The organism is Bradyrhizobium australafricanum (assembly GCF_020329495.1).
GTDB classification, from domain to species: domain Bacteria; phylum Pseudomonadota; class Alphaproteobacteria; order Rhizobiales; family Xanthobacteraceae; genus Bradyrhizobium; species Bradyrhizobium australafricanum.
The window spans coordinates 355,898-377,835 of record NZ_JAGKJL010000003.1 but is presented as its reverse complement, the minus strand read 5'-3'; the positions used below and the strand labels follow the sequence as shown (position 1 = coordinate 377,835).

At 64.3% G+C, this 21,938-nt stretch carries 22 protein-coding genes and 1 tRNA gene; 12 read left to right on the top strand and 11 right to left on the bottom strand.

All coding sequences use genetic code 11. From position 1 onward, the window contains the following. Positions 1 to 278 precede the first annotated feature (278 nt). The 3 genes from rpsA to aroA all read right to left on the bottom strand — a co-directional run bounded on the left by rpsA (position 279) and on the right by aroA (position 4,346). Entirely contained in the window at positions 279 to 1,988 is a 1,710-nt protein-coding gene (rpsA, locus tag J6525_RS05310; protein ID WP_028337539.1) for a 30S ribosomal protein S1, read from the bottom strand. Positions 1,989 to 2,382: 394 nt separating this feature from the next. Beyond that, positions 2,383 to 3,012, bottom strand: a complete 630-nt coding sequence (cmk, locus tag J6525_RS05305) for a (d)CMP kinase (protein WP_057020410.1) — start codon at positions 3,010 to 3,012, stop codon at positions 2,383 to 2,385. Further along, a complete protein-coding gene (gene aroA / locus J6525_RS05300) occupies positions 3,009 to 4,346 on the bottom strand; it encodes a 3-phosphoshikimate 1-carboxyvinyltransferase (protein ID WP_225642553.1) in 1,338 nt (445 codons plus the stop codon). The genes cmk and aroA overlap by 4 nt, the downstream gene beginning before the upstream one ends. 145 nt (positions 4,347 to 4,491) lie before the next feature. Here aroA and J6525_RS05295 point away from each other — a divergent pair, with 145 nt between their 5' ends. The 3 genes from J6525_RS05295 to J6525_RS05285 all read left to right on the top strand — a co-directional run bounded on the left by J6525_RS05295 (position 4,492) and on the right by J6525_RS05285 (position 5,536). Beyond that, positions 4,492 to 4,899, top strand: coding sequence for a TIGR02300 family protein (locus tag J6525_RS05295; RefSeq protein ID WP_057020408.1), 408 nt, complete (start codon positions 4,492 to 4,494; stop codon positions 4,897 to 4,899). A 95-nt stretch (positions 4,900 to 4,994) separates the two neighbouring features. Next, positions 4,995 to 5,070: transfer RNA gene (locus J6525_RS05290), tRNA-Ala, on the top strand. Between the two features lie 226 nt (positions 5,071 to 5,296). Further along, positions 5,297 to 5,536, top strand: coding sequence for a GIY-YIG nuclease family protein (locus J6525_RS05285; RefSeq protein WP_225642551.1), 240 nt, complete (start codon positions 5,297 to 5,299; stop codon positions 5,534 to 5,536). 6 nt (positions 5,537 to 5,542) lie between these two features. Here the strand turns inward: J6525_RS05285 and J6525_RS05280 are convergent, their stop codons facing one another. Continuing rightward, complete coding sequence (locus J6525_RS05280; protein ID WP_057020441.1) at positions 5,543 to 6,004, bottom strand: MarR family winged helix-turn-helix transcriptional regulator; 462 nt, start codon at positions 6,002 to 6,004, stop codon at positions 5,543 to 5,545. Positions 6,005 to 6,172: 168 nt separating this feature from the next. Here J6525_RS05280 and J6525_RS05275 point away from each other — a divergent pair, with 168 nt between their 5' ends. The 8 genes from J6525_RS05275 (at position 6,173) to J6525_RS05240 (ending at position 13,399) form a co-directional block, all read left to right on the top strand. Next, positions 6,173 to 6,598: an organic hydroperoxide resistance protein gene (locus J6525_RS05275; RefSeq protein ID WP_026192038.1), complete on the top strand. Its 426-nt coding sequence runs from the start codon at positions 6,173 to 6,175 to the stop codon at positions 6,596 to 6,598. Positions 6,599 to 6,787: 189 nt separating this feature from the next. Further along, positions 6,788 to 7,993 carry a CaiB/BaiF CoA transferase family protein gene (locus tag J6525_RS05270; protein ID WP_076833791.1) on the top strand — a complete coding sequence of 402 codons (1,206 nt, stop codon included), beginning with the start codon at positions 6,788 to 6,790 and terminating at the stop codon, positions 7,991 to 7,993. 204 nt (positions 7,994 to 8,197) lie between these two features. After that, entirely contained in the window at positions 8,198 to 9,514 is a 1,317-nt protein-coding gene (gene ugpB, locus J6525_RS05265) for a sn-glycerol-3-phosphate ABC transporter substrate-binding protein UgpB (protein WP_225642549.1), read from the top strand. A gap of 157 nt (positions 9,515 to 9,671) precedes the next feature. Then, on the top strand, positions 9,672 to 10,553 hold the full coding sequence (ugpA, locus tag J6525_RS05260; protein ID WP_028337532.1) for a sn-glycerol-3-phosphate ABC transporter permease UgpA: 882 nt from the start codon (positions 9,672 to 9,674) through the stop codon (positions 10,551 to 10,553). Next, positions 10,553 to 11,401 carry a sn-glycerol-3-phosphate ABC transporter permease UgpE gene (gene ugpE / locus J6525_RS05255; protein WP_225642547.1) on the top strand — a complete coding sequence of 283 codons (849 nt, stop codon included), beginning with the start codon at positions 10,553 to 10,555 and terminating at the stop codon, positions 11,399 to 11,401. The genes ugpA and ugpE overlap by 1 nt, the downstream gene beginning before the upstream one ends. After that, entirely contained in the window at positions 11,401 to 12,483 is a 1,083-nt protein-coding gene (locus J6525_RS05250) for a sn-glycerol-3-phosphate import ATP-binding protein UgpC (RefSeq protein WP_092081087.1), read from the top strand. The genes ugpE and J6525_RS05250 overlap by 1 nt, the downstream gene beginning before the upstream one ends. 170 nt (positions 12,484 to 12,653) lie before the next feature. Then, positions 12,654 to 13,079: an Hsp20 family protein gene (locus J6525_RS05245; protein ID WP_021082592.1), complete on the top strand. Its 426-nt coding sequence runs from the start codon at positions 12,654 to 12,656 to the stop codon at positions 13,077 to 13,079. Between the two features lie 50 nt (positions 13,080 to 13,129). After that, a complete protein-coding gene (locus J6525_RS05240; RefSeq protein WP_016843536.1) occupies positions 13,130 to 13,399 on the top strand; it encodes a BQ00720 family protein in 270 nt (89 codons plus the stop codon). 79 nt (positions 13,400 to 13,478) lie between these two features. Here the strand turns inward: J6525_RS05240 and J6525_RS05235 are convergent, their stop codons facing one another. The 4 genes from J6525_RS05235 to J6525_RS05220 all read right to left on the bottom strand — a co-directional run bounded on the left by J6525_RS05235 (position 13,479) and on the right by J6525_RS05220 (position 17,559). After that, the gene (locus tag J6525_RS05235) at positions 13,479 to 13,826 is read right to left on the bottom strand and encodes a DUF6665 family protein (RefSeq protein WP_225642545.1); all 348 of its coding nucleotides are present in this window, start codon (positions 13,824 to 13,826) and stop codon (positions 13,479 to 13,481) included. Positions 13,827 to 13,932: 106 nt separating this feature from the next. Continuing rightward, positions 13,933 to 15,465 carry an AMP-binding protein gene (locus J6525_RS05230; RefSeq protein ID WP_225642543.1) on the bottom strand — a complete coding sequence of 511 codons (1,533 nt, stop codon included), beginning with the start codon at positions 15,463 to 15,465 and terminating at the stop codon, positions 13,933 to 13,935. Between the two features lie 123 nt (positions 15,466 to 15,588). Beyond that, positions 15,589 to 16,719: a DUF5938 domain-containing protein gene (locus J6525_RS05225; protein ID WP_225642541.1), complete on the bottom strand. Its 1,131-nt coding sequence runs from the start codon at positions 16,717 to 16,719 to the stop codon at positions 15,589 to 15,591. A 36-nt stretch (positions 16,720 to 16,755) separates the two neighbouring features. Further along, positions 16,756 to 17,559 carry an SDR family NAD(P)-dependent oxidoreductase gene (locus tag J6525_RS05220; RefSeq protein ID WP_172646240.1) on the bottom strand — a complete coding sequence of 268 codons (804 nt, stop codon included), beginning with the start codon at positions 17,557 to 17,559 and terminating at the stop codon, positions 16,756 to 16,758. Positions 17,560 to 17,924: 365 nt separating this feature from the next. On the opposite strand from J6525_RS05220, the gene J6525_RS05215 reads away from it, so the two are divergent. Continuing rightward, positions 17,925 to 18,530: a TetR/AcrR family transcriptional regulator gene (locus J6525_RS05215; RefSeq protein WP_026192040.1), complete on the top strand. Its 606-nt coding sequence runs from the start codon at positions 17,925 to 17,927 to the stop codon at positions 18,528 to 18,530. Positions 18,531 to 18,685: 155 nt separating this feature from the next. Here the strand turns inward: J6525_RS05215 and ptsN are convergent, their stop codons facing one another. The 3 genes from ptsN to rpoN all read right to left on the bottom strand — a co-directional run bounded on the left by ptsN (position 18,686) and on the right by rpoN (position 21,818). After that, positions 18,686 to 19,147, bottom strand: a complete 462-nt coding sequence (gene ptsN, locus J6525_RS05210) for a PTS IIA-like nitrogen regulatory protein PtsN (protein WP_016843543.1) — start codon at positions 19,145 to 19,147, stop codon at positions 18,686 to 18,688. A 230-nt stretch (positions 19,148 to 19,377) separates the two neighbouring features. After that, on the bottom strand, positions 19,378 to 19,977 hold the full coding sequence (hpf, locus tag J6525_RS05205; RefSeq protein WP_028337939.1) for a ribosome hibernation-promoting factor, HPF/YfiA family: 600 nt from the start codon (positions 19,975 to 19,977) through the stop codon (positions 19,378 to 19,380). A 185-nt stretch (positions 19,978 to 20,162) separates the two neighbouring features. Next, positions 20,163 to 21,818 carry an RNA polymerase factor sigma-54 gene (rpoN, locus tag J6525_RS05200; RefSeq protein ID WP_225642539.1) on the bottom strand — a complete coding sequence of 552 codons (1,656 nt, stop codon included), beginning with the start codon at positions 21,816 to 21,818 and terminating at the stop codon, positions 20,163 to 20,165. Positions 21,819 to 21,938 lie beyond the last annotated feature (120 nt).

Sequence of the window (21,938 nt, the reverse complement as noted above, 5' to 3'; positions counted from 1 at the left end):
AGGTCGCTTTGCTCGCCAGAGCAAAGCGGGTGGGGATCAGCTCTCTCCATGAGCAGCATCGCCTGTGGCTGACCCCCATCCCGTCCTTCCCCCTTTCAGGGGGAAGGGGAAGACAAATCCGTAGCCCGGATGAAGCGAAGCGTAATCCGGGAGGCTTCAGCAGCACAGATAGAAAGTCCCGGATTTCGCTTCGCTTCATCCGGGCTACGGATGCCCCAAAGCAAAGGGCCCCGGCTTGCGCCGGGGCCCCGATTGTTCGCCTCAAATCGCGCGAACGCTTACTTGTCGGTGCCGCGGTTCTTCAGCGCGGTGCCGAGGATGTCGCCAAGCGTCGCCCCCGAATCGGAGGAGCCGTACTGCGCGATGGCTTCCTTCTCTTCGGCGACTTCCAGCGCCTTGATCGAGACCTGCACCTTGCGGGCCTTCTTGTCGAACTGGATGACGCGGGCATCGACCTTCTCGCCGACGGCGAAGCGCTCGGCGCGCTGGTCGTTGCGGTCGCGGGCCAGCTCGGACCGCTTGATGAAGGTGGTGAACTCGGTGCCCGAAATCCGGACCTCGATGCCGCTCTCCTTCACTTCGAGCACTTCGCAGGTCACGACCGCGCCCTTCTTGACGTCGCCCGGCTCGGCGAAGGGGTCGCCTTCGAGCTGCTTGACGCCGAGCGAGATGCGCTCCTTCTCGACATCGACATCGAGCACCACGGCCTTGACCATGTCGCCCTTCTTGAAGTTGTCGATGACCTGCTCGCCCGGAAGCTTCCAGTCGAGGTCGGAGAGGTGGACCATGCCGTCGACATCGCCCTCGAGACCCAGGAACAGACCGAACTCGGTCTTGTTCTTAACCTCGCCCTCGACCACCGAACCGACCGGGAACTTCTCGACGAAGACTTCCCAGGGATTGCGCATGGTCTGCTTGAGACCGAGCGAGATGCGGCGCTTGACCGAATCCACTTCCAGCACCTGCACTTCGACTTCCTGCGAGGTCGAAACGATCTTGCCGGGGTGCATGTTCTTCTTGGTCCACGACATCTCGGAGACGTGGATCAGGCCTTCGATGCCCGGCTCGAGCTCGACGAACGCGCCGTAGTCGGTGATGTTGGTGACGCGGCCGGTGAAGCGGGCACCCAGCGGGTACTTGCCTTCGATGCCCTGCCACGGATCATCCAGCAGCTGCTTCATGCCGAGCGAGATGCGGTGCGTCTCGTGGTTGATCTTGATGATCTTGACCTTCACGGTCTGGCCGATGGTCAGCACCTCGGTCGGGTGATTGACGCGGCGCCAGGCGATATCGGTCACGTGCAGCAGGCCGTCGATGCCGCCGAGATCAACGAACGCACCGTAATCGGTGATGTTCTTGACCACGCCGTCGATCACCTGACCCTCTTCGAGGTTCTGCACCAGCTCCTGGCGCTGCTCGGCGCGGGTCTCTTCGAGAACCGTGCGGCGCGACACTACGATGTTGCCGCGGCGGCGGTCCATCTTGAGGATCTGGAACGGCTGCGAATTGTTCATCAGCGGCGCAACGTCGCGGATCGGACGAATGTCGACCTGCGAGCGCGGCAGGAAGGCCACCGCACCGTCGAGGTCGACCGTGAAGCCGCCCTTGACCTGGTTGAAGATGACGCCGTTGACCTTTTCGTTGTTCTGGAACGCCTTCTCGAGCTTGCCCCAGCTTTCCTCGCGGCGCGCCTTGTCGCGCGACAGCACGGCTTCGCCGAGCGCATTCTCGATCCGGTCGAGGAACACCTCGACCTCGTCACCGACCTTAAGATCGCTTTCACGGCCGGGGCCGGCGAATTCGCGCAACGCGACGCGGCCTTCGGTCTTCAGGCCGACGTCGATGACGGCCATGTCCTTCTCAATTGCAACCACCTTGCCCTTGATGACCGAGCTTTCCTGCAGATTGCCGCCGGCAAAGGATTCATCAAGCATCGCCGCGAAGTCGTCGCGGGTGGGAGTATAGGAAGACGCAGAATTCGAAACCATTTGTTCTCCAGATGCGGGATCTCGCCGGCCGTTCGGGTTGATGGGCGCACCGTGCGTGAAGTGTCGGGGTTCCGCAAACCCTGACGACCGCTCATTGCAGGAGGTGCAACAGCGGGCCGGCAGCAAGACTGCACGTTCGGTACGTATGATTGATCCGGAGCCTGAAACGAAAATATCGACTGCAAGACCTGGGAGCGGGCGTTCCTCCAGATGCGGCGTTGGTTTCGTTTGAGGAATAGCTCAAACCCATCGCCGGCCCGCTCAGACACGGCCTCGACATCGTCGATGCTGCTCCGAACGGCGCTGATATAGCCCTGCATGCGACTTTCGGCAAGCAGGAAATGCCCAATTTTGCTGGGTTTTCGGGCCGAAAGCACCGCGGCGGCCCGCGATTCTAGCGCCTGGCGCGCGCCGCCTCGACGATGGCGATGGCGGCGCGGACGCCGGCCTCAATGTCCAGATTTGAATTGTCCAGCGTGTGGGCGTCCGGAGCCGGCCGCAGAGGCGCAATCGCCCGGTTCTTGTCCCGCTCGTCGCGCTTGAGGATGTCGGCGAGCACCGCCTCTTCGTCGGCGTCCTCGCCGCGGGCGCGCGCCTCCAGCGTGCGCCGCCGTGCCCGCACGCGGGGGTCGGCGACCACGAAGATCTTCACGTCGGCATCCGGGCAGATCACGGTGCCGATATCGCGTCCGTCCAGCACCGCACCGGGCGGATCGGCGGCGAACTGGCGCTGGAAGTTCACCAGCACCTCACGAACCTGCGGAATCGCCGACACCACGGAGGCGGCATCGCCGACCTTCTGGGTCTTCAGGATCGGATTGCCGAACTTTTCGGGGTCGAGCTCGAGCGCCGCAGCCACGGCCAGCACCTCGTTGCTGAGCTCGGCACCAGCTTGAATCATCGCATAGGCCACCGCACGGTAGATCACGCCGGTGTCGAGATGACGATAGCCGTAGTGGTGGGCGAGCCGCTTGCCGAGCGTGCCCTTGCCCGAGGCGGCAGGTCCGTCGATGGCGATGATCATGCGAAATCAGCTCCGAGCGCGCGCATCATCGGGATGAAATCCGGAAAACTGGTGGCGATGAAGGCGGTATCGTCGATTTTCACCGGCCGATCGGAGGCGCAGCCCATCACCAGCGCCGACATCGCGATGCGATGATCCATATGGGTGGCAACGAGACCGCCGCCTGGAACATGGCCGCGGCCCTCGACGATCAGATCGTCGCCGGACACCTCGACCTTGACGCCGTTGACCCGCAGCATGTCGGCGGTTGCTTCAAGGCGGTCGGATTCCTTGACGCGCAGCTCCTGCAGGCCGCGCATGATCGTGGTGCCCTCGGCGAAGGCGGCCGCGACCGCCAGCACCAGATATTCGTCGATCATCGACGGCGCGCGCTCCGGCGGCACCTCGACGCCCTTCAGCTTCGAGGCGCGCACGCGCAGCTGCGCCATCGGCTCGCCGGCATCGCCGCGCACATCGCTCTCCTCGATCGAGGCGCCCATCTCGCGCAGCGTGGTGAACAGGCCGGTGCGCAGCGGATTGGTCATCACGTCGGAGAACACGACATCGGAACCTGCGACGATCAGCGCGGCCACGATCGGGAATGACGCGGAGGACGGATCGGCGGGCACCACGACGCTGGCGCCGTGCAGCTCGGGCTCGCCGTGCAGCGAGATTCGCCTGCCGTGGCAGCCCTCTTTCTCCGAGGAGATCTCGGCGCCGAAATGCTTCAGCATCAGCTCGGTGTGGTCGCGGCTCGCCTCCTGCTCAATCACGGTGGTGATGCCGGGGGCAGACAGCCCCGCCAGCAGCACCGCGGACTTGATCTGGGCCGAGGCGACCGGCGTCTTGTAGACGATCGGCACCGGATAGCGGGCGCCGTGCAGGGTGAGCGGCAGCCGGCCGCCCTCCCTGATGTCGCTGGTTCGGGCGCCCATCAGCTCCAGCGGGTCGAGGATGCGGCGCATCGGCCGCGAGCGCAGCGAGGCGTCGCCGTCGAAAATGGCGGCGATCGGGCAACCGGCCACCGCGCCCATCACCAGCCGGCAGCCGGTGCCGGAGTTGCCGAAATCGAGCGGCGCGGCAGGCTGGGCGAAGCCGCCGACCCCGACGCCGGACACCGACCAGGTAAACGGCGCCGTCCGCTCCACTTTGGCGCCGAGCGCGCGCATGGATTTGGCGGTATTGAGGACGTCCTCGCCCTCCAGGAGGCCGGAAATGCGGGTTTCGCCGACCGAAAGCGCCCCCAGGATCAGGGCGCGGTGGGAAATCGATTTGTCGCCGGGAACGCGGACCGTGCCGGCCAGGGGGCCGCACGCGCGCGATTCCAGCGAGGTCGGGGTGTCAGAATGGGCCAAGATTGTGTCCTCTCGCGTCGCGGCAGGTATCACATAGGCAACACCGCGTCACGCGCCCGTCAAATGCGCGCAGACCGCTATTGACAGCGGCTCCTCAACTAGCCAAGTGAAGCTCCGTTTTTCAGGAAAATTCTGGGATTACCACGTGGCCAAGTCCGAGCTCGGAACCAAGCGCATTTGCCCGACCACGGGCAAGAAGTTCTACGACCTCAACAAGAATCCGGTGATCTCGCCCTATACCGGCGAAGTCGTGCCGATCGCGCCGATCGCCCCGCCGCGGGGCCGTGGCGCCACCGTCAGTTCGCCTGCGACCGCAGCCGACATGCCGGAGCCCGCCGAGGCCGAGGAGATGGTCTCGCTCGAGGAGGCCGATGCCGAGGAGAACACCGGGAAGGTCAAGGCCCAGGTTCCCGAATCCGAGGACGATATCGAGGTCGATGAGACCATCGACGACGATGACGACGACGATTCGACCTTCATCGCCGACGAGGAAGAGGGCGATGAGGACGTCACCGACATCATTGGTGACGTCGGCGGCGACGAAGAGACTTGAGATCGGCGCCGATCTATGATCAACGGTGCTGCCGCGCGAGTCGTCCAGGCCGCGCGGACCGGGATCGATCCCCCAGGATCATCCCAACTGGATAAGGGGCCATAGCTCAGCTGGGAGAGCGCTTGCATGGCATGCAAGAGGTCGGCGGTTCGATCCCGCCTGGCTCCACCACGCTTCGCCCTTCGGGCTACGCGTGGCGCAGCCACGAGTTGCCCGAAGGGCGAAGCGTGGTGTCCGGCGTAGCCCGAAGGGCGAAGACGGACTGGATCAACTGGCCGACTTATCTTATCAGTAACTGCGATGCGCTACTGGTACGCGTGGCGCAGCCACGAGTTGCCCGAAGGGCGAAGACGGACCGCCAAGGTCCTGTTGCCCGTCCGGCCATCCGTGGATGCGAATGTGGTACGTCTACATCATCCGCAGCATCAACTTCCCTGATCAAGAATATGTCGGCGCGACCGAAGATCTGAAGCGCCGGATTCCTGAGCACAACGCCGGCAAATCGGCGCACACCTCAAAATTTATGCCGTGGGAATTGGTCTGGTACTGCGCATTTCCCGACAAGTATAAAGCGTTGGCCTTCGAGAAATATCTCAAATCCCACTCCGGCCGCGCCTTCGCCAAGAAGCGCCTCTAACCGCCCCTACTCCCCCAGCACCGCATTCAGCCGGTCGCGCAGCGCGACGATCTCGTCCTTCATCGCCATCAGTTCGCCGACGGTGCAGTCCGAGGCCGCGAGGATCGACTGCGGCACGGCCTTGGCCTTTTCGCGCAGCGCGTGGCCCTGCGGCGTCAGCGCGATCAGCACCACCCGCTCGTCCGCGGTGCTCCGGGTCCGCTTGATCAACTCCGCCGCCTCCAGCCGCTTCAAGAGCGGCGTCAGCGTGCCGGAATCCAGGAACAGGCGCTCGCCGAGGTCCTTCACCGCGACGTCGTCGCGCTCCCACAGCGCCAGCATCACGAGATACTGCGGATAGGTCAGCCCGAGCCGGTCGAGCAGCGGCTTGTAGACGCGGTTGAAGGCGTGCGCGGTCGAATAGACCGCAAAGCAGATCTGATTGTCGAGCCGCAGCGCCTGATCCGCGGCCGTCGGTTTCCTGGCCATGATTCCCATCGAATCCATCTCGTTTCCGGGTCATTCTGGGCTCACGGGACCGCGGATTCAATTGCGAACAATTAAATGTGAGACCGCATATTTTATATTGCGCGCAATCTATTTGCGTGCAATACATGCATCATCGAATTCAAGCCCAACCCACCAAGGGAGACCACGATGTCTGTGAACGTGCTCTACAAGACCAGCGCCAAGGCAACCGGCGGCCGCGACGGCCATGCGGCGACGCTCGACGGCGCACTCGACGTCAAGCTCACGACCCCGAAGGAGCTCGGTGGCGGCGGCGGTGCCGGCAACAATCCGGAGCAGTTGTTCGCGGCCGGCTATGCCGCCTGCTTCATCGGCGCGATGAAGTTCGTGGCCTCGCAGGGCGGCCCCAAGGTTCCCGCCGACGCCTCGGTGACCTCGACGGTCGGCATCGGCCCGCGCTCGGAAGGCGGCTTCGGCCTCGCCGTCGAGCTCGCGGTGTCGCTGCCCGGCCTTGCGCGCAACGATGCCGAAGCGCTGGTCGAGAAGGCCCACCAGGTGTGCCCCTATTCCAACGCGACCCGCGGCAATGTCGACGTCAAGCTGAGCGTCGTCTAATTGCACATCACGCAATGGTCCGCCGCAACACGTGGCGGACCATTGCTCTTTCAGCGGCTGGTTCGCTTGGCGAACGCATGCGCCGCCTGCTGCATGGGCCTGCGCCGACGGAAGCATTGCTGGGTCGGCTGAAGACCGTTAGCTCTGGGACCCTCGTTATCTGATCCCAACTGAGCGAAGGTTGCTTCCATGAATACCCCAGCGGCTACGGGCGCGATGACCGGCCTGCGCGTGATCGATCTGACGCGCGTGCTCGGCGGTCCGTATTGCACCCAGATTCTCGCCGACCACGGCGCCGACGTGATCAAGGTCGAGCCGCCCGCCGGCGACGAGGTGCGCGATTGGGGTCCTCCGTTCCATGAAGAGGATGCGGCCTATTTCGTCGGCATCAACCGCAACAAGCGCTCGATCGGCCTCGACCTCGCTTCCGAGGGCGGACGCGCGGTGCTGATGAAGATGCTCGAGACCGCCGACGTGCTGATCGAGAATTTCAAGCCCGGCACGCTCGACAAATGGGGCATCGGCAACGACGTGCTGCGCGCGAAATTTCCGCGCCTCGTGCATTGCCGGATCTCCGGCTTCGGCGCCGACGGCCCGCGCGGCGGCAATCCCGGCTATGACGCGATCATCCAGGCGATGACCGGCATGATCGCGGCGACCGGCTCGCCGGAGAGCGGCCCGATGCGGATCGGCGTGCCGCTGGTCGACATCACCACCGGGCTCTACGCCACGATCGGCATCCTGATGGCGCTGTCGGAGCGGCAGCGCTCGGGGCTCGGCCAGTTCATCGAGACGACGCTGTACGAGACCGGGCTCGCGATCATGCATCCGCACACCGCGAACTACTTCATGCACGGCAAGCCGCCGTCGCTCACCGGCAACGAGCATCCCAACCTCGTTCCGTACGCGATCTTCCCGACCAAGACCGACAACATCTTCATCGGCGTCGGCAATGACGGAACCTTCCGCAAGCTCGCCAAGGAGATCGGCAAGCCAGAGCTCGGCACCGACCCGCGCTTTGCCCGCAACAAGGACCGCATCGCCAACCGCGATGCGCTCCGCGTCGAGCTGGCCGCGGTGTTCAGCCAGCACGAGGCCGAGCCACTGTGCAACCGGCTGCTCGCCGCCGGCCTGCCGGCCGGCCCGGTGCAGAAGATCGACCAGGCGCTGACCAACCCGCACACCATTCATCGCGGCGACGTCATCGAGAAGGATTGGTACAAGGGCGTCGCCTCGCCGATCCGCCTCGAACGCACCAAGCCGAACCTGCGCCGCACGCCGCCGAAGTTCAGCCAGCACGCTGCGGAAGTGCTCGGCGAGTTCGGCTACTCGAAGGACGAGATCAACGGCCTGGTTGAAAAGGGCGTGGTCTGCGGCCCCCAGCGCAAGCGCTAGCGCGACCATCCGTTAGCCCTGCGGTGCAACGTCGCGTTTGGCGCTGCACCGCACGGAGCCGGCTGCGGTCTTCGCCTTTTTTACCGCTTCCCTTCGCTTCGGCTTCCCCCCTACCATGACTTTCGTTTATACGGTCATTTGAACGTCATCCGGCGCTGATAACGCGCGCAACGAAAGATGATGTTCCAATTGGGAGGGGTTTTGATGTTCTTTCGACGACTAGGCGCTGCCGCGGCAGCCGCTGCCGCGCTTGCATTCGCGTCGCCCGCGTTCGCGGTGACCGAGATCCAGTGGTGGCACGCAATGACCGGCGCCAACAACGACGTCATCGTCAAGCTGGCCAACGACTTCAACGCCTCGCAATCCGACTATAAGGTGATCCCGACCTACAAGGGCGGCTACGCCGACACCATGAACGCCGGCATCGCCGCGTTTCGCGCCGGCAACGCGCCGCATATCATGCAGGTGTTCGAGGTCGGCACCGCGACGATGATGGCCGCCACCGGCGCCGTCAAACCGGTCTACAAGCTGATGGCCGACGCCGGCGAGAAGTTCGATCCGGGCGTCTATCTGCCCGCGATCACCGGCTACTACTCGACCTCCAAGGGCGAGATGCTGTCGTTCCCCTTCAACTCGTCGTCGACGGTGATGTGGATCAATCTCGATGCGCTGAAGAAGGCCAACATCGCGGAGATTCCGAAGACCTGGCCGCAAGTGTTCGACGACGCCAAGAAGCTGAAGGCAGCCGGCTACAACACCTGCGGCTTCTCCGGCTCGTGGGTCACCTGGGTCAATCTCGAACAACTCTCGGCCTGGCACAATGTGCCGCTCGCCAGCAAGGCCAACGGCCTCGACGGCTTCGACACCGTGCTCGAATTCAACGGCCCGCTGCAGGTCAAGCATCTCGAGAACCTGGTCGAGCTGCAGAAGGACAAGACCTACGACTATGCCGGCCGCACCAACACCGGCGAAGGCCGCTTCACCTCGGGCGAATGCCCGATCTACCTGACCTCGTCGGCGTTCTTCGGCAACGTCAAGGCGCAGGCCAAGTTCAACTTCACCGCAGCCCCGATGCCGTATTATCCCGACGTCAAGGGCGCGCCGCAGAACTCGATCATCGGCGGCGCCTCGCTCTGGGTGATGGGCGGCAAGTCGGCCGAGGAATACAAGGGCGTGGCCAAGTTCCTGACCTTCCTCTCGGACACCGACCGCCAGGTCTGGATCCACAAGGCCTCGGGCTATCTGCCGATCACCAAGGCCGCCTATGCCAAGGCCAAGGAAGAGGGCTTCTACAAGGACCAGCCCTATCTCGAGACCCCGCTGCTCGAGCTCACCAACAAGGAGCCGACCGCGAATTCCCGCGGTCTGCGCCTCGGCAACATGGTGCAGCTGCGCGACATGTGGTCGGAGGAGATCGAGCAGGCGCTGGCCGGCAAGAAGACCGCCAAGCAGGCTCTGGACGCCGCCGTCGAGCGCGGCAACCAGATGCTGCGGCAGTTTGAAAAGACCGCCGTCCGCTGACATGATGCCTTCGGGCATGAACCGGAAAAGCGCGAAGCGGTTTTCCACCATGCCCAGACGACAAGCTAAGGCGCGATGACGATCCAACCTCATCTCATCGCGCTTTAGGGCGATCAACCGGCAGGCCGCATCCGCGGCCTGCCCTTCTTCCGAGCCCATGCAAAAGCAAGCGATTTTCCAGTCAAAGCTGTTGCCTTACGCGCTGGTTGCTCCGCAGCTCGCGATCGTGCTGATCTTTTTCTACTGGCCGGCCGTGCAGGCGGTGATCCAGTCCTTCCTGCTGCAGGACGCCTTCGGCCTCTCCACCAGCTTCGTCTGGTTCGAGAACTATCTCGATCTGTTCAAGGAGCCGGCCTATTTCGCGGCGATCGTCCGGACCTTCGTGTTCTCGTTCGCGATCGCGGTCTCCTCGCTGTCCTTCGCGCTGCTGCTCGCTGTCATGGCTGACAGGCCACTGCGCGGCTCGACGCTGTATCGCACGCTGCTGATCTGGCCCTATGCGGTGGCTCCGCCGGTGGTCGGCGTGCTCTGGGTGTTCATGCTGCACCCCTCGCTCGGCGTGCTATCGCGCTATCTGCGCGCCATGGGCATCGACTGGAATCCGCTGCTCGACGGCGACCAGGCGGCGGCCCTGATCATCCTCGCCGCGGCATGGAAGCAGATCTCCTACAATTTCCTGTTCTTCCTCGCCGGGCTGCAGAGCATCCCGAAGAGCGTGATCGAGGCCGCCGCGATCGACGGCGCCCGGCCGATGCGGCGGTTCTGGACCGTGATCTTCCCGCTGTTGTCGCCGACCATCTTCTTCCTCTTGGTCATCAACATCGTCTACGCCTTCTTCGACACTTTCGGCATCATCGACACCATGACCCGCGGCGGTCCCGGCAAGGCGACCGAGACGCTGGTCTACAAGGTCTATACGGACGGCCTGCTCGGCGGCAATCTCGGCTCGTCGGCGGCGCAGTCGGTCATCCTGATGGTCATCGTCGTCATGCTGACGGCGATCCAGTTCCGCTTCGTCGAACGCAAGGTGACCTACTGATGGTCGAGGAGGAAGGCTTCCAGCGCTATCTGGCTCACGTCATCCTGTGGATCGGGATCGCGATCGTCGCCTTCCCGGTCTATCTCGCGCTGGTCGCCTCGACCCAGGACAACGCCGTGATCGCCAACGGCCAGATGTCGCTGCTGCCCGGCGGCCATTTCCTCCAGACCTACTACCAGACGCTGTTTGTCGGCACGAGCGGCTCGACCCGCGAGCCGGTGCTCAACATGATGCTGAACTCGCTGATCATGGCGCTCTTGATCGCGGTCGGCAAAATCGCGATCTCGATCATCTCGGCCTATGCGATCGTGTATTTCCGGTTTCCGTTCCGGATGGCGATCTTCTGGATCATCTTCATCACCTTGATGCTGCCGGTCGAGGTACGCATCTACCCGACCTACAAGATCGTCGCCGATCTGCATCTGCTCGACAGCTATGCCGGCCTCTCGCTGCCGCTGATTGCGTCGGCGACCGCGACGCTGCTGTTCCGCCAGTTCTTCATGACCGTGCCGGATGAATTGCTGGAGGCTTCCCGCATCGACGGCGCAGGCCCGTTCCGCTTCTTCTGGGATACGCTGCTGCCGCTGTCGCGCACCAACATGGCCGCGCTGTTCGTGATCCTCTTCATCCTCGGCTGGAATCAGTACCTCTGGCCGCTGTTGATCACGACGCGCGACGACATGCAGACCATCCAGGTCGGCATCCGCAAGATGATCACGACGACGGACGCGCTGACCGAATGGCCGATCGTGATGGCGACCGCGTTGCTCGCGATGCTGCCGCCGGTGTTCGTCGTCGTCGTGATGCAGAAACTGTTCGTGCGCGGATTGGTGGAGACGGAAAAGTAATGGCTAACGTCACGCTGCGCAGCGTCCGCAAGACCTATCCCGGCGGCTTCGAGGCCATCAAGGGCGTCGATGTCGACGTCGGCGACGGCCAGTTCTGCGTGCTGGTCGGCCCATCCGGCTGCGGCAAGTCCACGCTGCTGCGCATGGTCGCGGGGCTCGAGACCATCACCGGCGGCGAGATCGACATCGGCGGCCGCGTCGTCAACCAGGTCGAGCCCGCCGATCGCGACATCGCGATGGTGTTCCAGAACTACGCGCTCTATCCGCATATGAGCGTCTACAACAACATGGCCTACGGCCTGCGCAACCGCGGCATGGCCGAGGCCGAGATCAAGACCCGCGTCGAGGAAGCCGCGCGCGTCCTCGAGCTCTCGCCGATGCTGGAGCGCAAGCCGCGCCAGCTTTCCGGCGGCCAGCGCCAGCGCGTCGCGATGGGCCGCGCCATCGTGCGCCAACCGAAAGTGTTCCTGTTCGACGAGCCGCTGTCGAACCTCGACGCCAAGCTGCGCATCGCGATGCGGGTCGAGATCCGCAAGCTGCAGCGCCGGCTCAACACCACGTCGATCTACGTCACCCACGACCAGCTCGAGGCGATGACGCTCGCCGACATCCTCGTCGTCATGAACGGCGGGCAGGTCGAGCAGATCGGTAATCCCCTGGACATCTACCAGAAGCCGGCGACCACCTTCGTCGCCTCCTTCATCGGCGCGCCGCCGATGAACCTGATGCCGCTGCGCGCGGACGAGCTGAAGTCCCAGATCACGGGCGCCGACGGCGCCGGCATTGTCGGGATCCGGCCGGAGGATTTCGTGATCTCGAGCGAGACCGGATCCGGCGGCGTCGCGCTTGGCCTCACGGTCGAGGCGATCGAGCATGTCGGCGCCGAGACCTTCGTCTATGGCAGCCGCCAGCGCGAGGAGCAGGGCGTTGCCACCAATCCGGGCGAGCTGCCGCCCGGCGAGGTGATCGTCCGGGTTCCCGGCGTCTCGGGTCCCGCCATCGGCGAGCGGATCCGGGCCGTCGCCCCCCGCGACAAGCTGCATCTTTTTACCGCCGACGGCCGCAAGCGCGTCGGGGAGTAACCGATCGGGAAGAATTTACCCTCATGTTGCGGGCGCTTAGGCTGGTTTCGGGGCTGCTTGAACGCTATCCAGATCGCCCCCATATCCCTCACTGACCGGAGGCCAGACGGCCCGCCGGTTGCATGGGGCGCCGCAAGGGCCCCTCAAAGTCGCTTCGAGAGGACTTTGTAATGTCTCGTGTTCCATCGTTGTCCAGTCCGTTCCTTCTGGGATTCGACGAGATCGAGCGTGCGCTCGACCGCGTCGTGAAGGGCGCCGACGGCTATCCTCCGTATAACATCGAGCGGTGCGACCGTACCAACGGGCAGCCTGAGCGGCTGCGCATCACGCTGGCGGTGGCGGGCTTCACCCGCGACCAACTCGATGTAACTATTGAGGAAAATCAGCTCGTCATCCGCGGCCGCCAGCAGGACGACAAGGCTCGGCAATACATCCATCGCGGCATCGCCGCGCGCCACTTCCAGCGCACCTTCGTGCTGGCGGAGGGGATGCAGGTGCTGGGCGCGGATCTGAAGAACGGGTTGTTGTCGATTGATCTGGCCAGGCCGGAACCTGAACGGGTCATTAAGACAATCGCGATCAATGAGCACGAATAATAGAAACAACGAGCGGACTCGACCGCTTATCTGACTGAGGAGTCGAGACCATGAGTGAACTGAGTACCACCACCATCGAATCCGAGAGCGTCACGCCGGAAGCGCTGGCCCATCTGGGCGAAGGTCATATCGCCTACGTGAAGCAGGTCCGCTCCGAGGACGTGCCGGATCTCTTTCCGCAGGCGCCGAAGATCGCGCCGGGCCTCAAACTGTTCGCACTGCACGCCGCCGACGGCACGCCGATCATGCTGACCGACAGCCGCGAAGCCGCGGTCGCGAACGCATGGAGCAACGAGTTGCAGGCCGTCAGCGTCCACTGACGCAAATCTACGGCTGAATTCAGCATCCGCGAATTCAATGCGCGGGCCTGCTTCGTCACCGAGGCGGCCCGCGCATTTTTTATGGCGATGTGGTCGACGTGGCGAGCAGAGGGCCCATGCTGAGCTGCACCTCGCCGGGCACGTTGTAGTCGCGCATCAGCATGCGGTTGTTGCGCAGCCCGCAGGCCTCCCGCTGCACCACGAACATCCAGAGCGCATGGCCGGCCTCCCGCACCAGGAGGCGCCGTGCCTGCTGTGTGGGCGCAGGTGCTTCAGTGTGCGGATGGGCGGCATCGAACTCGCGCAGCCTGGCGAGCGCCTGTTCCAGCGCGCGGCCCATGCGGCCGAGCGCACTCGCCCTCTCTTCGGCGAGCTCGTAAGCGAGAACGTCGACGGGAACGCGATCAAGGCGAAAATCGCGGGACATCAGTCATCCCTGGTTCGCACACGCGATGTTGCGCGCGTCCGTCTTCCGGCGTCATCGGCTGGTTGTCAATACATGTTCAGGACAAGGCACTTTCGCGCGAAGCGGATCAGAACCGCGGCTCGAGTCGCTTGCGGATGTCCGGCTTCAGCACCTTGCCGACCTTGGAACGCGGCAGATCGTCCCAGACCTCGATCTGCTTCGGCGTCTTGATGCTGCCGATCTGCTGCTTGACGAAGGCGGCGAGCGCGGTCGCATCGACAGTGTGGCCGACGCGCGGCTGCACCACGGCGACGATCCGCTCGCCCCATTTGTCGTCGGGCAATCCGATGACGGCGCAATCCTGCACCGCCTCGTGGGCGCGCAACGCGTTCTCGACCTCGATCGAGTACACATTGAAGCCGCCGGTGATGATCATGTCCTTGGCGCGATCGACGATATAGAGATAGCCGTCGCCGTCGATGTAGCCGATATCGCCGGTGTGGTGCCAGCCATGCGCCGAAGCCTCGCGCGTGGCCTCGGGGTTCTTGTAGTAGCCTTCCATGACCAGCGAACCGCGCACCACGATCTCGCCGCGCGATCCTGCCGGCAACAGCTTGCCGTCGCCATCCATGATGCCGGCCTGCACAAGCGGGCCGATCCGCCCGGCCGACGAGAGTCGTTCCATCGCGATGGTGCCGTCCGGATTGTAGTGATCGGCGGGCGGCATCATCGAGATCATCATCGGCGCCTCGGTCTGGCCGAACAGCTGCGCCATCGGCCCGATCCGCTTCAGGGCTTCGGCGAGCCGCGTCGCCGAGATCGGTGCCGCGCCGTACCAGAAACATTGCAGCGAGCTGCGATCGGCCGCGTCGAGCCCGGGATGATCGAGCAGCATGTAGATCACGGTCGGCGGCAGGAAGGTATGGGTGACGCGATAGCGCGCGATCAGCGCCAGGAACGCGCCGATGTCAGGGTGGTGCATGATCACGACGCGGCCGCCCAGCGTCATGATGGGGAAACAGAGCACGCCGGCGGCATGCGTCAGCGGCGCCAGCGCGAGATAAATCGGACGGCCCTTGAACGGGTAGCCCATCAGGGTCAGCGCGGTCATCGCCTCGATGTTGCGTCCCGACAGCATCACGCCCTTCGGCTTGCCGGTGGTGCCGCCGGAGCCCGGGATCATCGCGAGATCGTCGATCGTGGCGCGCTGATAGACATCGTCGGCGAGCCCACCGAGCCAGCGGTCGAATGACGGCGCGAACGGCAGCTCGGCGTCGAGACAGACCAGCGCACGCAGCTTGGGCAGGTCCTGCCGGACCGCTTCGACCATCGGCGCAAAGCTCGAATGAAACAGCAGCAGGCTGCAATCGAACTGATCGAGGATGAACTTGTTCTCAGGCGCCTCGTTACGCGGATTGATCGGACACCACACGGCAGCCGCGCGCGAGATGCCGAACACGCAGGCGAAGGCGAGCGGATCGTTGCCGGACAGGATCGCGACCTTCTCGCCGGGAGCGATGCCCGACCGGTCGAGCCCGCGCGCGATCCGGTAGCTCAGCCGCTGCACCTCGCCATAGCTGAGGTCGCGTCCGTCCATCGTGAGGCATGGCGCGTCAGCGCCGAGCGAGGCACCCTTGTCGAGATAATCGATGAAGCGCATGGCAGGTCTCGCGCAAGAGGCGGGTGACGCGCTACTGCGTCACCCGCGGAAGGTGCGTTTTCGAGCAAAACGAAAACGCTTCAGGGAAGGAGTGTCGAGCCCCGATCCGAGCGGGGCTCAAGCTCAATCATGCACGGTCAGGACCGGCTTGCCGACCAGCCCAAAACTGCGCAATTGCCCGAGCAGCTCGCGATGGCCGAACGCCTGACAGCCGGAGGCGAAGCCTACACGCTTGGGCGGCTGCTGCAGCAGATGCGCGGCAGCATAGGCCTGCAACATGCCGGTCTGCTTGTAGTTGCTGTTGCCGTAGATGACGCAGTGCGCGCGCCCCAGCGGGCCGGAGGCATACACCGAATCCAGCGACTTGTTGACGCGTGGGTTCTCGCGCGGCGGCATGGTGTTCATCACGCCGGCAGCGGTCTGCGCCAGCGCGGCGTAGCGGTCGTCGGGCTTCATGTCCTTGGTCGCCTCCAGCGCGGCGGCGACGATCTGCGGCACGCCCAGCATCAGCGCGCGATTGAACACGCCGCCCAGCACCTTCACGTTGGCGACGCGCGGATCTTGCTTGAACCACACCGGGTGCGAGGTGCCGCCCCACGGCAGCGCCAGCGCCAGCTCGTGCTGGCCGGGGATGGCGAGGTTGTAGAGGCCGGCGTCGGGCTGATGCTCGACGTACTTGTTCTGCTCCAGGTAGTAGGCCTTGGCCATCGCGGCGTTGACCAGGATGGTCTGCGTCGAGGCGATGGTCGGGCTGCCGCCCCAGAACACGGCGATATCAAGCGTGTCGAGGCCGGGCGTTTCCAGGCACAGCTGCGCAGCGATCTCGCCGGTGGTGTACATCTGCGCGATGCCCGGCGCCAGCAGCAGGCCGGCATTGGCGAACCTCGTGCCAAACTCATGTTCGAGCGTGATCAGCCAGTCCTGCTCGCCGGTCGTATCCGTATAGTGGCACTTGGCAGCTAGGCAGGCCTGTACCACCTCGCCGCCGAACTTGGCGAAGGGGCCCACAGTGTTGAGCACCACGGAGGCGCCCTTGAACAATTCGGTCAGCGCGGCCACGGTGTGCGGCACCGACACGACCTCATAGTCGGCGGTCTCGATGCCGGCCACGTTCGACTTCATCGCGGCGTTGAGCTTCTCGGCGCTGCGGCCGGCGGCGATGAAGGGGATGTTGTACTCGCGCAGATATTCGCAGACCAGCCGGCCGGTATAGCCGGATGCGCCATAGACGATGACGGGCTTCTTGTCGCTCATTGCGATCCTCCGAAATGCTTGTTGTCGGCTTTGTTGCTACATGCCCATGCCGCCATCGACCGGCAGGCCGATGCCGGTGATGAATCGCGCATCGTTCGAGCACAGGAACACGGCGGCGTCGGCGATGTCGGAGACCTCCGCGAGTTTGCCGAGCGGCGTCTGCTCCACCACCGAGCCGACAGCGGCGTTGACGTCGGGCGCGAGACCGATCTTCACGATGTCGTTGGCGAGCTGCAGGCCCATGTCGGTCGGGATCAGGCCTGGATAGATGCAGTTGACGCGCACGCCATAGCCGAGCTTGCCGGCTTCCATCGCGCCGACCCGCGTCATGCGGTCGACCGCGGATTTGGTGCCGGAATAGACTGCGATGCTCGGGAAGGCGATCGTCGCCGCGACCGAAGCGATATTGACGACCGCGCCGCCCTTGCCCGCGGCGCCGCCCGGCCGCATCGCGCGGAAGGCGTGCTTCATGCCGAGCACGGTGCCGACGATGTTGACGTCGCACATGCGGCGCGCGTCCTCGGCCTTGATGTCGGCGACCAGCGAGGTGATCTCGATGCCGGCATTGTTGATCAGGATGTCGAAGCCGCCGAGAGTTTCGACCGTCGCTGCGGCGGCCCGCTCCCATTGCCCATCGTCGGTGACGTCGAGCTTGACGAAGCCGGTCTTGACCCCGGCCTTGGCGATCTCGGCGGCGCTGGCCTTGCCGGCGTCATCCAGAATGTCACCGATCATCACCGCGGCGCCGGACCGCGCCAATGCCTGCGCGATCGCCGCGCCGATCCCCCGGGCGCCGCCGGTGACCAGGGCTTTCCTGCCTTCAAGGCTCTTCCCACTCATGACGTAGTCCTCCCTTTGCTTGCCGATTGATGGTGGTGCTGACAGAGGCAGCGCGGGCCGGGGCCTGCGCATTTGGAGCGCAATGGTGATCGCGGCCGGCGTCGGCAGGGCGCAGCGTTGGCGCGCCCCGGCGGTGCATTTCCTCCTAATTTGTCGATTGGTCAGCCGTCTTGACGGTTGTCCAAATTATTTCGCCAACCCTCGTCCAGGAACTTGACACTTGTCAAGTCTGAATTTGACAAGTGTCAAAGAGGATGGTTGTGAAGAGATGGAGCGCGCCGCGGTCGTCGCGGTATAGTTGCTAGAGGGAAGAAGCAGAGGAAAGGCACGGAATGGCGCGGCAAGCGACAGGAGCGGCCCAACGCGTGGCCGTAGCGGCCGAGGCGCTGCGCGACGAGAAGTTCAACGCGCGGCGCGTCGAGCTCGCGGAGGCCGCGCTGGAGACGCTTGGCGAGCTTGGCTTCGCGCGCACCAGCCTGCGCGAGATCGCGCAGAACTCCGCATTCACGCACGGCGTGTTTCACTACTACTTCAGCGACAAGCTCGATCTGATCTGCTGCTGCGTCCGCCACTACAAGGCGAAATGCGTGACGCGCTATGACGAGGTGGTGACGACAGCACGCAGCCGCGACGAATTGACCGAAGGCTTCCTCGCCAAGCTCGCGGCAACGCTCGAGAACGAAGCGCGCATGCATCGGCTCTGGTACGATCTGCGCTCGCAGGCGATGTTCGAGCCGGCGTTCCGCAAGGACGTGCTCGAGATCGACAAGAGCCTGGAAGCGATGATCTGGCGCATCGCCACGCGCTACGCCGAGCTCGGCAACAAGCGGCCGGCATCGTCCCCGGCGGCGCTGTACGCGCTGTTCGACGGCCTGTTCCAGAGCGCGCTGCTCCGGCATCTCGCCAATGACGAGAAGGCTATCCCCGATCTGCTCGACGAGGTCCGCCGTCTGCTGCCGACGATCTGTTGAGAGACTTGCGAACGCTCCGTAGCCCGGATGGAGCGCAGCGTAATCCGGGCTACGGGGCCTGAACGATCGACAACGCATTGGCGCACGGCAGCGCGTGACGCACTGGCTACGCCCTGATGACAATGGCGCGAAAACGAATTCGCGAATTCGGATGATTACGCCGCGCTCGCCGGCGGCAGTGCGAGCACCGAGTAGATCGCCTGGGCGTCGCGTGAGGCACGCAGCTTCTTGGCGACGTCCTGGTCGCGCAGCAGACGGGCGATCCGCGCCAGCGCCTTGAGGTGGTCGGCGCCGGCGCCTTCGGGTGCGAGCAGCAGGAAGATCAGATCGACCGGCTGGCCGTCCATCGCCTCGAAATCGATCGGGCGCTCGAGGCGGGCGAAGAAGCCGAACAGCTTCTCCAGCTTGGGCAGCTTGCCGTGCGGAATGGCGACGCCATAGCCGACCGCCGTGGTGCCGAGCTTCTCGCGCTGCAGCAGCACCTCGAAGATGGCGCGCTCATTCTGCCCGGTCAGAGCGGAGGCACGCGCGGCGAGTTCCTGCAGCGCCTGCTTCTTGCTGATGACTTTCAAAGCCGGGAGAATCGCCTCGGGTGCGACCAAATCGGTAATCGGCATTGGGACGTTCCGAGGTGAATGACCGTCAGGTTGCGAAATAGGCTTTACAGCGGCGGCGTCAAGAAGATGAGGTGGGATGCGGGCTTAGCCCGGGTCCGTTGGCAGGGCTTCTACTCCAACGTATCGGCGGTGCCAACACCTGCGAACCCTGTTCCGCCCCCCTTGTTCCTGGAGGCGGCGGACCATAAGCAGGGCCGGCTTCGGACGTCAATGCCATCTGCCAACTATCCTCAAGGGCTCACCGCCGGCGGATCGACCCAGCCGACATTGCCGTCCGTACGACGGTAAATGATGTTCAACCGGCCGCTGCCGCCATGCTGGAACACCAGGCAGGAGGCGCCGGTCAGATCGAGCTCCATCACGGCTTCGCTGACCGACAGCCGCTTTAGCGCGGTGGTTGCCTCGGCAATGATCACCGGGCTGTATTCGGTGACCTCGTCCTCGTTCTCGGGCGCCTCGATGACGTAGCTCGGCGCGTCGAGCCCGACGCCGTTCAATTCGGCAAGCGCGGCAGTCGCGGCATAGGTCTTGCGGGCGGAGCGATCCTTGAGCCTGCTCTTGTAGCGACGCAGGCGCTTCTCGATCATCAAGAGCGCGGCGTCCGCGCTGGCATAGGCGTCGGTGGCGTTGGATTCGGCTTCCAGCGTGATGCCGGAATCCAGATGCAGCGCGCAATCGGTTCGAAAGCCGAAGCCATCCTTGCTCAGCGTGATGTGACCCGAATAGTTGCCATCAAAATACTTTCGCAGGACCTCGTCGGTGCGCTCGCTGACGCGCGCGCGAAGCGCCTCGCCGATGCTGATGCTCTTTCCCGAGATTCGAAGGGTCATTTGATGCCTCAATTGCTGGATGCCTCGATCACTCTTGCAGGAGCATGATGCTTGCTGGGCTTCCGGTTACCTCCCTTTCTGGACGACGCTCGACCTGGAAAGATTGAGACTATCCCGATTTGGCGCGAACGCAACGCGCGCATGGCCCGATCCGTACCCGAACGGGGTCACGCTCAAGAAGTAACCTAAACGGAGGCTGTGTCGCGCGACCGGTCGGACGAGGAGGCAGGAGCCGAAAGGGCATTACCGAGCATGCTCTGTTTGTCACGGCGGCGCTGCACCGAGGATGGTATCCGCATCGCCTCGCGATACTTCGCGACGGTACGGCGGGCGATATCAATGCCCGAGGCGCGCAAACGTTCCACGATCGTGTCGTCGGACAGGATCGCCGACGGGGCCTCGCCGTCGATCAATTGCTTGATGTGGTGACGCACCGCCTCGGCCGAATGCGCCTCGCCGCCGTCGGCCGACGCGATCGAGGCGGTGAAAAAATACTTCAATTCAAAACTGCCGCGATTGGTCGCCATGTATTTGTTGGCGGTGACGCGCGACACCGTCGATTCATGCATCTGGATCGCGTCCGCGACCGCCTTCAGATTGAGTGGCCGCAAATGCGCGACGCCATAAGTGAAGAAACCATCCTGCTGGCGGACGATTTCGGTCGCGACCTTCAGGATGGTGCGGGCGCGCTGATCGAGCGCGCGGACCAGCCAGGTCGCATTCTGCAGGCAGTCGGTGAAGTACGACTTGTCACCGTCCTTGCGGATCGTCTTCGACAGCTCAGCGTAATAAGTCTGATTGACCAGCACGCGCGGCAGAGTGTCGCTGTTGAGCTCGACATGCCAGCCGCCGTCGGGACCCGGACGCACATAGACGTCGGGCACCATGGTCTGCGTCCGCGCGGTGCCGAACTTCAGCCCGGGCTTCGGGTCGAGCCGGCGGATCTCGGCGATCATGTCGGTGATGTCTTCGTCGTCGACGCCGCAGAGCTTTCGCAAGGCCGCGATGTCGCGCTTGGCGAGCAGGTCGAGATGCTCGACCAGTGCCTGCATCGCGGGATCGTAGCGATCGAGCTCGCGCAGCTGGATTGCGAGGCATTCGCTCAGGTTTCGCGCGCATACGCCCGGCGGATCGAACTTCTGCAGCACGGCGATGACCTCGTCGACCGCTTGCTGCGACGCACCGAGCCGCTCGGCGGCCTGGCCGAGATCGGCCGGCAGGTAGCCGGCGTCGTCGACCAGGTCGATCAGATACTGCCCGATCATGCGCTGCGCCGGCGCCGAGAACGCCACCGCGAGCTGTTCGGCGAGGTGGTCGGCAAGCGTCAGCTCGGCGGCCACGAAAGCTTCGAGATTGTACTCGTCGTCGCTGGAGGCGCCGCCGCCCCATTCGGTGTAGACCGATGGCGGCGCATCCTGCGCGGCACGCGCCGCGGCTTCCGCCGGCTCCTCGGAAAACACGTTGTCGAGGCGGGTATCGAGCGTCTGCTCGATCTCGGCACGGCTGCCGAGGTCGCGGTTCAGCCATTCCTCCTGGTCGGGCTCGAAGCCGGCCTCACCGCCCGGGCCTGCGGCCATGTCGGAGGCGTCGCCGTCGTCCCCATAGCTACCGGAACCGTCGGAATCGCCGTAGTCCGGCCGCTCCATGGCGGGCTCGCCGGCCACCGGCGGCTCCGGTCCGTCGGCGGCCCGCTCCAGCAGCGGATTGCGCTCCAGCTCTTCCTCGACAAAGGCCGACAGATCCAGGTTCGACAGCTGCAGCAGCTTGATCGCCTGCATCAGCTGCGGCGTCATCACCAGCGACTGAGACTGGCGGAACTCTAGTCTTTGGGTCAGCGCCATGGAGGCAAGAACGATCCTAAAAGTTGGCTCGATTCTTGCTTATATTAGTCCGAAGCCCTTGTACACGGCTTGACGGATTGGAAAATAGCGATAAGCGCGATCAGCAAAAGTGGACGCCCC